The 7,693-nt window shown below is 37.3% G+C and carries 10 protein-coding genes; 1 reads left to right on the top strand and 9 read right to left on the bottom strand.

Annotation, left to right across the window (positions count from 1 at the left end; genetic code table 11):
* The 5 genes from ACP69U_RS13380 to ACP69U_RS13360 form a co-directional block, all read right to left on the bottom strand.
* Window positions 1-212 (bottom strand): hypothetical protein (locus ACP69U_RS13380; protein WP_426138779.1); only part of this gene is annotated, 212 nt, incomplete at its 3' end.
* Between the two features lie 99 nt (window positions 213-311).
* Window positions 312-680: a hypothetical protein gene (locus ACP69U_RS13375; protein WP_248957085.1), complete on the bottom strand. Its 369-nt coding sequence runs from the start codon at window positions 678-680 to the stop codon at window positions 312-314.
* A gap of 111 nt (window positions 681-791) precedes the next feature.
* A complete protein-coding gene (locus ACP69U_RS13370) occupies window positions 792-1,775 on the bottom strand; it encodes a transporter (RefSeq protein ID WP_248957084.1) in 984 nt (327 codons plus the stop codon).
* A 252-nt stretch (window positions 1,776-2,027) separates the two neighbouring features.
* Entirely contained in the window at window positions 2,028-3,002 is a 975-nt protein-coding gene (gene repM / locus ACP69U_RS13365) for a replication initiation protein RepM (protein WP_248957083.1), read from the bottom strand.
* A gap of 329 nt (window positions 3,003-3,331) precedes the next feature.
* Window positions 3,332-5,404 (bottom strand): MobA/MobL family protein, encoded by a 2,073-nt coding sequence (locus ACP69U_RS13360; RefSeq protein WP_426138778.1) that lies wholly within the window; start codon window positions 5,402-5,404, stop codon window positions 3,332-3,334.
* A gap of 254 nt (window positions 5,405-5,658) precedes the next feature.
* On the opposite strand from ACP69U_RS13360, the gene ACP69U_RS13355 reads away from it, so the two are divergent.
* A complete protein-coding gene (locus ACP69U_RS13355) occupies window positions 5,659-5,937 on the top strand; it encodes a hypothetical protein (protein ID WP_248957089.1) in 279 nt (92 codons plus the stop codon).
* Window positions 5,938-5,992: 55 nt separating this feature from the next.
* Here ACP69U_RS13355 and ACP69U_RS13350 read toward each other — a convergent pair whose 3' ends face one another.
* The 4 genes from ACP69U_RS13350 to ACP69U_RS13335 all read right to left on the bottom strand — a co-directional run.
* The gene (locus ACP69U_RS13350) at window positions 5,993-6,523 is read right to left on the bottom strand and encodes a C39 family peptidase (protein WP_248957088.1); all 531 of its coding nucleotides are present in this window, start codon (window positions 6,521-6,523) and stop codon (window positions 5,993-5,995) included.
* Window positions 6,524-6,716: 193 nt separating this feature from the next.
* Entirely contained in the window at window positions 6,717-7,205 is a 489-nt protein-coding gene (locus tag ACP69U_RS13345) for a DUF2059 domain-containing protein (RefSeq protein WP_248957087.1), read from the bottom strand.
* Window positions 7,206-7,254: 49 nt separating this feature from the next.
* Window positions 7,255-7,506: a hypothetical protein gene (locus tag ACP69U_RS13340; RefSeq protein ID WP_248957086.1), complete on the bottom strand. Its 252-nt coding sequence runs from the start codon at window positions 7,504-7,506 to the stop codon at window positions 7,255-7,257.
* On the bottom strand, window positions 7,496-7,693 hold a 198-nt coding region (locus ACP69U_RS13335), incomplete at its 5' end, for a hypothetical protein (RefSeq protein ID WP_426138777.1). The genes ACP69U_RS13335 and ACP69U_RS13340, both read right to left, overlap by 11 nt.

Raw genomic sequence — 7,693 nt, 5'->3', positions numbered from 1 at the left:
AATACTAGAAACATGCCTAACCCACCATAAAACATATCTAAACTGTATAGGTAACCAACATATAAAGCTAAGCCAATGGATAAAAGTCCGGATAAAAAAACGTTGGAATCCACATAATGTAAACATTCTGGACACTGATAAGTCTTAGATTTTTTAAAATCTAAAGGTCTTATTACTTTACCATGACAGCCAGGGCATTCTCTTGTAAACATAGCATCACAAATTCTGTTAATTGGTATTTCAAAGATTTGAAATACCAATCAGTTAAAGTCGATTATACTTAAAGTGTGGCTTCTTATCTTTTGTACTTACTACCATCTGCCTCCAGCACCACCATTACGTCGTTGGTTGCTACTCTTACCACTCCATGCCTTGCCAGTTTGGTATGTACCATAAACCAATCCAGCATTGGACATATGGTGTTTAGCTACTTGACTGGTTACAACACGACCTGCCAAATTTAGCGCAACTGGGAACCATGCTCCTTCAGTTGCTTCCATCTCTTGACTAGAGATAGATTTAACTTGTAAGTTTTCACTATCAGCAAACGCATAGCTCATATCTGATGTAGATTGACCAATTAAGCTTACGTTATTTTGCACTTCGTCAGCTGCCATAGCAGAGATACTCAAGCTTAAACCAAGAGCTGATGCAGCAACAATTTTAGTTAAACCCTTCATTACGTATTCCTTTTTAGTAAATTAAGTTTGGTGGGCTGTTGTCTTTTAGTCCACTGGCCAAGACAACGTTTTCAGGATGGTTTGGATTGGTTGCCAGAATTTAAAAACTATTTAATTATTAAGAATTTCTCGTTCTTTATTTTTTCGATATTGCTGTGATATAGGTGGCGGCAGCTTACCAAGCTTAGTAGTCATTCCTAGAGATAGCGTACTTCCTGAATCTCCTGAAACATCAGCACGTAAATTAGCTGTAAGATTACTACGCTCTGTTAACGCATAGGCCATACCGAGGTTTAAGCTGGTTTCAGTACGCCTAGCACGGTCAACCTCTGTATTGGGGAATTTGTCACCTTCTATCATGCGCCAACCGACTCCCGTATTGAGCGTAATGTCTGGATTAACCGCAAATGCTACAGATCCTGATAAAGAAAAAATATTACCTATATCGATTTGATCAGGAAAACCTTCAGGGGGACTTAAAACTTTACGAGTATTGTTATACTGATATGTGCCTGTCAAGCTCAAAGCAATAGGATCATTGACGGTGTACACCGTACTACCTACAAGTGCAGAGCTAGCTGTTTCTTTCTCAAATCCAGAAGTATTATCGTATAAAGATAACTCGGAAAAGACCAAGCTATCAGGCAAAATTTTATGGTTTTTAGTAAGCTGGTATTGAGTCGTTAAGGATACATCTTGAATCCTAGTATCACTCTGTGTTGAGACCTTATCTTCATTCTCTTGGCGTTGCTCAAGCACTAATCCATTAGTTTTTACACCTACTTCCCAGGCTTCGCTAATACCATAACGTAGCCCTACTGTTCCGATAACGCTATCCGTATTAACTATCCCTTCAGTAGGGAGATTAGGAATAGTGACAACATTCCCATTACCTAAATCTATAATATTTGAACCTTGTGACGAAAGACTAGAATTATTTTGGTTAAAATAACTTATGGTTGTATCTAACTTAAATCTGCCCTTATCTGTTGTTAGGCTCTCTATAGTTAATGGTAAGTCTGCATGACATAATGAGCTAAAAGTACAAGCTGCAACTATAGTAATAATAGTCCCAAAATAAGAGTTATGAGACATCTATTCTTCCAAAATTTTGATAATTAAATAAACATTAATTGGATAATAATCTATCTATATTTGATTGCATACTAAAATAAACTTTACACATGAATAAAATTTACTAAGTTACACAATTTCATATTATTATTTGTGTTATACCCCAAGGGAACCAGTTATTTCAGCCCTCAAACCTATTAACAGACCACTTAAAATAGACTGATATAAAGGAACCACTTATAACAGTCTATTTTAAGTAGTTGGTTTTTGTCGTTATCTTGAGAAGTCATAGTCTGCTTCATTCCCATCTAAATATTCGCGTATAGGACGTTTCTTACTGAATTTGGAAGCGTCTTTTTTGATTTCACCAACTATAAAATCACTATATGCTGACCAGTTCTTACCAGCGTCGCCTTTAGCGAGACCGCTATACATACTTATAAACTCTTTATGTCGACTGATACGCCACAGCTGCTTGTCAGACAATCCATCAATCGTGAACATATCACCGTTATCAACATCACGAGGCTTAGCTACTTGCTCAGTCTTAGGTTTTGGCTTTTCATGAACTGTAAAAGTGAAGCCTATAATACTGCGTCCTTTTTTTACATTCTCATATTTTACTTTTAGATCTGATTTTTCATTAATCTCACTGATAGCTAAATCTAATACTCGCTTTTTAAGGTCATTCATTCTTTTATATTCACTGACACCTAGCCCCATTTGTTGTCGAAAGATCTCTAACGCAAAACAAGGTGTCTTCTTAGCAGAGCGCCACTGCGTTAAGAGCTCATAAAGCCGTACTGAGTACACACTATTGAACTGTGTCGTTTGCTCCAATAAATATGAAGTAAAAAACTGCTCCAAACCATCAATACGGCTAATTCCCTTAACAACGGCAAGCGTGAATACTAAATCCATTGCTCCTTCGCCATCATGGTATTGCACCTGCTGTAGCCAACGGCTTTTAATAGGTTTTTTATTATCGTCAAAGTAGGTGAAGCGTCTGTTAAATAAAGTCTCTTCAGCATCCTTCATACGCTGGTAAGCATTCTGTCGTGTGGTATCAAATACCTCTGCATAACGTGTGGCATCAATTCGTAATGGCTTATCAGTACTTAACCCTGTGGCTGTTTCTCTAGCATCTACAATTGCTAACTGGATGATGCGTACTTCAGCCAATGATAAATTTTGTAGTGCTTCATTTATCTTATTGGTCTTAACTACTAGGTTTTTTTTATTGTTCATTGTCATTACTCTAATGAATAAATACTCACCTTATATTAAGTGACAAATAATAACAAGTCACTTTACAGTAGCAAAAGGTCATTTATGTGACATATTTTTTTATGTCACATAATGGTAACTAAACGTCACCTTATAGGTAACTAAACGTCACCTTATAGGTAACTAAACGTCACCTTATAGGTAACTAAACGTCACCTTATCACAGCTACAGCCCTTTGATATCAATCGACTCAGAGCGCTTAAAAGCATTTAAAAGCATTTAAAAGCATTAAAAGCATTTCTGGTTGTGTATAACTAATAAAAGAAAACAAAAAAAAGGATATGTAAGATTAGAAGCCTGGTGACAGATTATTTCTACTCTGACTTGTATTACTAACCTCTATTCCTCTATCAATGACTTTTAAACCTTCATTAATGCTTCTTAAATCAACCTCAGTTAACTTTTCAGCATAATCAGTAGTAAAGCTACTTAAACTGTCCCCAAGCTCTTTAACATGCTTCTGGGCGCTCTCATTGCTATCTAATGTATTTAATCCTTTGTACGCGATCTCATATTGCTTAGCAGTCAATTTGATAGTCTTATTTATATGTTGCTCTGCTAAAGCTCTGCTCTCATCTGTTTTGTCACTGTTATTCGCATATTTGGTTAAAGCAGTTAGATAAGGTTTTACTGTTAAAATCTCTGCGGTTACTCTGCTACTATCGTTTTTACCTAGTTTTGCTTGATATTCTTGTTTTAGCTCAGCCCTCTGTTTGTCTACATGAGCGATAAACCTATCAAAATCTGCTGTGACTGTTTGGTAATGTTCCCTTTCTTGTGAAGGGAAGTTTAACAAGCGAAATTCGTGAGGATTATTCTCTAATACCTCGACAGTATTGATCTTGTCGGTAGCGAGCCTTACATTGTGTCTAAAATCTGAACCTTGGTTTTCATTAATTCCTAATTTTTTCGCAAAGTCATCAAGTACGGTCAGTTGTCTCTTGTCAAAACGTCCTTTTGTATGCCGGTCAAGCAATATATAAGCTAGCGTCTTAGCTGCGTCCTTAACATCATTACTTCTTTGAATATCTCCGAATTTCGATCCGTTAAGCTTGTTATTTGTTTCTCTAATTGCTCGATCAATTCGTCTTTTTCGCTCAAAAAAGGCTCGTTCGTACTTGTTATCGAAAGGGCTTGGGGCTGGTTTTGCTCTTTCTGTAATGCTGTTATGGATTCTTGAAGCTTCTGATTTGCTGTTTGTAGCTCTTTGTTTTGTTTCATCAATTCGCTTTGGTAAGTTTTTGCATCGTTCAGCTGCCCACTCACCAACTGATAAGACTCTCTCATGCTTGTCAGTGATTTCATCAATTCGCTTTGGTAAGTTCTCACATCGTTTAGCTGCCCAATCATTTGCTGATTCTGCGTCTCTAGTTCTAACTGCGTTTTCATCAATGACTCGTTGCGTTCTATCAATGACTGATTCTGTGTATTTGATTTTGTCAGTGATTTCTCCAAGCGTTCGATTAACTCTATCAATTCGGTCACGGTTTTCTCTCTCAAAAATAATTTTGTTAGACGCTTCTAGCACCAAGCTATTACGCTCTGCGATCATGGCGTTAATTTCACCCCTGATCGTCACTGGGGCAATACCGTTAAATACCTCGCCTTTTTCCTTTGCTGCCGTTTTAGCTTTCTCATATGCGTCACGCTCCCGCTTTGTCGCAACGCTGCCCATCTTAAGTTGTGGCTCAATATCTTTGCCTTGATGTGCATAGCTACGGCAATCTATCAAATCGTGCTTATGCTCAGCTAATTTTTCATTGGCAAGCTGCTCCCATAGTTGGCGAACCTCTTTAATCTCAAGACTGACTCGTTCCATGCCAAGCTCACGACGCTTCGTGTCGGACAACTCAATATCGGCTTTGTCAGTCAAGATGATTTCATGATTATTGCCCATTGCTGCCGTACGAGTAGTAAACAGGATATGAGCATGGAAGTTACGAGGGTCAGCACCCCGATCAATCTCTCTTTGAGTTGGTTTGTGAATAGCACAATCGGCGATCGTGCCGTAACGGTTGGCTAGGGTTTGGGCGAACCTATGCGCCAGTGTCTTACGATCTTGCTCACTTAACTCATGCGGTAGATTAACAAGCCATTCTCTAGCCACTCTTGCATCTTTGCGTTTCTCGGCACTCTCTGCTTTGTTCCATAAATCACTACGATCAATAGTAGCGCCGGCAGCAGTTAATGCTGAGGGCAAAATAATATCCGCGCTCATCACACCTGAACGTTTGGAGTAGTCATGCGTCTTACCGTATCGTTTATCTTCTAAAATTTCACCAGAACGATAGCTCGCACTGGCAACGGCACTTTGTCCGCTTCCTCGTGATATTGAATTAGTCGATGCTAGAAAAATAGCCATTTCTGAAAGCTCTATCTGTTAGTTTTTAGCACTACATCTTTTCGTAGTGCTGGGGGTGTGGGGGTTTACCCCTGCCGATGTTTTGATTTCATAAATGTATTGCCGTAGGTAATAAACATTTGTGAAGTCGAAAACTCGCACTTAGTCAGTGGGACTTCAAACACTGTAGACAAATTATAGCATGGTGTATTGTTGAAGTTTGTTTTAGTTGTTATAGTTACAAAAGACAGAAACACTAACGACGAGATATTACTATGAGCATTTTAGATAATAGTGAACTAAAAGAGCAGCAACGTATTAATGATTTACAACTAAAGATCAATCGTGAAAAACAGAAGCTGGATAAAAAGCTAACAAGACAAAAAATATTGTTAGGAGCTTTCATGGCGGAGTTATTAGAGACAGATAAAGTACCAGGACTATCTCAATATACTGCTAAAAATTTAGAAGATTTTTTGACTAGGCAGGGTGATAAAGATTTGATGAGCGAACTGATCAACAACTTAGATAAGTCATCAAAACAGATCTATTAAAAAATGTTAACTACCATTTTCTTAGTTCAACATTTAGATATAAGGATAGTAAAAGCTATATGGGGAAGCGAAATAGCTCAACACTTTGTTGTAGTAATTTCTGATTATTTTGAATTTCCATAAACGCTAAACTAGTATTACTTTTCTGGTCGGTCGTCGTTGGTAAAATAAGTAGTAAACTACCTTTTAGGTTGTCATTAGAACGTGTATGCCACATCGCTTCAAACTGTGATCTGGTTAATGTTCTATTTCCCCAGCTTGAGTCTGCTAATACGATATGTGTGTCGTTAATAGATTTGATGACGCTAAAATGATCACTACGCTTATGATTAAGGTAGACAATAGCAGGGATCTTTAGCTTTTTTAATGTGTCGTAGTTAGTAGCGATACCTTTAGCAGTAAAGCCGTATTTTTGACTAACGACAGCTAAGTCTTGAAAAGATGCCATCATGCTCGTCAGATTCATGTCTGTTAAGATTTGCTCTTCAGTGACTGGCTGCTGATAAAAGTGCGTCAAGATAGTGGATAGTGAAGATGCGCCGCATGAATAATCTAAATCTTGCTTGACGACTTGAGCATCGCGCATTTCTTTCCATGTTGTAATAGGTATATCTGTTATAGACTTTGTTGTAGTTTCAAAAAGAACAGGAGCCGCTAGAGTAGAGGTAGAAATGAGTATTGTCAGCATTCCAAATATTACAGAACACCTTAAATTCAACTGTTGAAATATAGTTTTTATGATCCGTCTCCTTATCCAAGTTGAGTTTGTCATAACAACTTTATTGCGTTAATACACCCATCTCATTCATAGTTTGCTGAACTATGGTTTCTACAATTTGATTTTGTTGGTAGGCTAAACGCTCTGATAGTATGCCCATTTTACTAGCTAAAGACTTTCCAGTAGGACTACTATATAGGTCAACCAAGGCATTCAATTCATCAACGCTAAGCACTTGAGCATATAAAGTAGTCAAGCTTGTTTCATAGTCGTAAGCGTTAAGGTTTTCTGATAAACGTATAAAAAACTCATCAGGAGCCATAGGCATATTATTACGCATCAACTCAATCCCGACTTGGTTAGCCTGTTTATATCCTTGCTTTGAGCCGTCTATATTAATTAATTGACGTGCGAGTGCTGTCTTTTCTGAGTTTTGCGCTTGGAGCGTTACAGAGGCTTGACTGACTTGAACAATGGATAATCCTGATAACCCAATCGTAAGAATCAAAAGTAAACGAATAAAAGTAGTTCTAGTTGATATATAGAGCATCTTCTTTCCTACTAAAAGTTAATTTGGGTAATAAATATTAGAAGAAAATTCATACAGTATCCTCTGCACTAAATATCGTTAAAAGAATGTAAGCCACTGTACTTATAACTAAAGATATACCAACTAAAACCAAAACATTATTTAAAATTATAGGATTGCGCCCGAATAAATCCAGTAGAAAGTTCATTAGAAAAAACAGTAGACCTATAGTTACACTAGCCCAAACCTTTATTTTTCTACTTTTACCAGCACTATTCCCTGATATAAAACCAGCAATCATCATACCTATTTCATCTATCATGAGATTCTTTTATATGAAGAGGTAGTAATACTGCATCAATTTTGTCTAAAAATAGCCAACGTAAGAACAATACTAGAAACATGCCTAACCCACCATAAAACATATCTAAACTGTATAGGTAACCAACATATAAAGCTAAGCCAATGGATAAAAGTCCGGATAAAAAAACGTTGGAATCCACATAATG

Source organism: Psychrobacter sp. TWR1-1-1 (assembly GCF_049895865.1).
Taxonomy (GTDB): Bacteria; Pseudomonadota; Gammaproteobacteria; order Pseudomonadales; family Moraxellaceae; genus Psychrobacter; species Psychrobacter immobilis_A.
Note: the sequence above shows the minus strand (reverse complement) of the source record. Positions and strands in the feature narration are given on the sequence as shown.

What these genes read in the sequence shown, in the direction of transcription:
- ACP69U_RS13375 (WP_248957085.1), bottom strand. Translation starts at nt 680, where the DNA reads ATGAAGGGTTTAACTAAAATTGTTGCTGCATCAGCTCTTGGTTTAAGC.
- ACP69U_RS13370 (WP_248957084.1), bottom strand. Translation starts at nt 1,775, where the DNA reads ATGTCTCATAACTCTTATTTTGGGACTATTATTACTATAGTTGCAGCT.
- repM (WP_248957083.1), bottom strand. Translation starts at nt 3,002, where the DNA reads ATGAACAATAAAAAAAACCTAGTAGTTAAGACCAATAAGATAAATGAA.
- ACP69U_RS13360 (WP_426138778.1), bottom strand. Translation starts at nt 5,404, where the DNA reads ATGGCTATTTTTCTAGCATCGACTAATTCAATATCACGAGGAAGCGGA.
- ACP69U_RS13355 (WP_248957089.1), top strand. Translation starts at nt 5,659, where the DNA reads ATGAGCATTTTAGATAATAGTGAACTAAAAGAGCAGCAACGTATTAAT.
- ACP69U_RS13350 (WP_248957088.1), bottom strand. Translation starts at nt 6,523, where the DNA reads ATGCGCGATGCTCAAGTCGTCAAGCAAGATTTAGATTATTCATGCGGC.
- ACP69U_RS13345 (WP_248957087.1), bottom strand. Translation starts at nt 7,205, where the DNA reads ATGCTCTATATATCAACTAGAACTACTTTTATTCGTTTACTTTTGATT.
- ACP69U_RS13340 (WP_248957086.1), bottom strand. Translation starts at nt 7,506, where the DNA reads ATGATAGATGAAATAGGTATGATGATTGCTGGTTTTATATCAGGGAAT.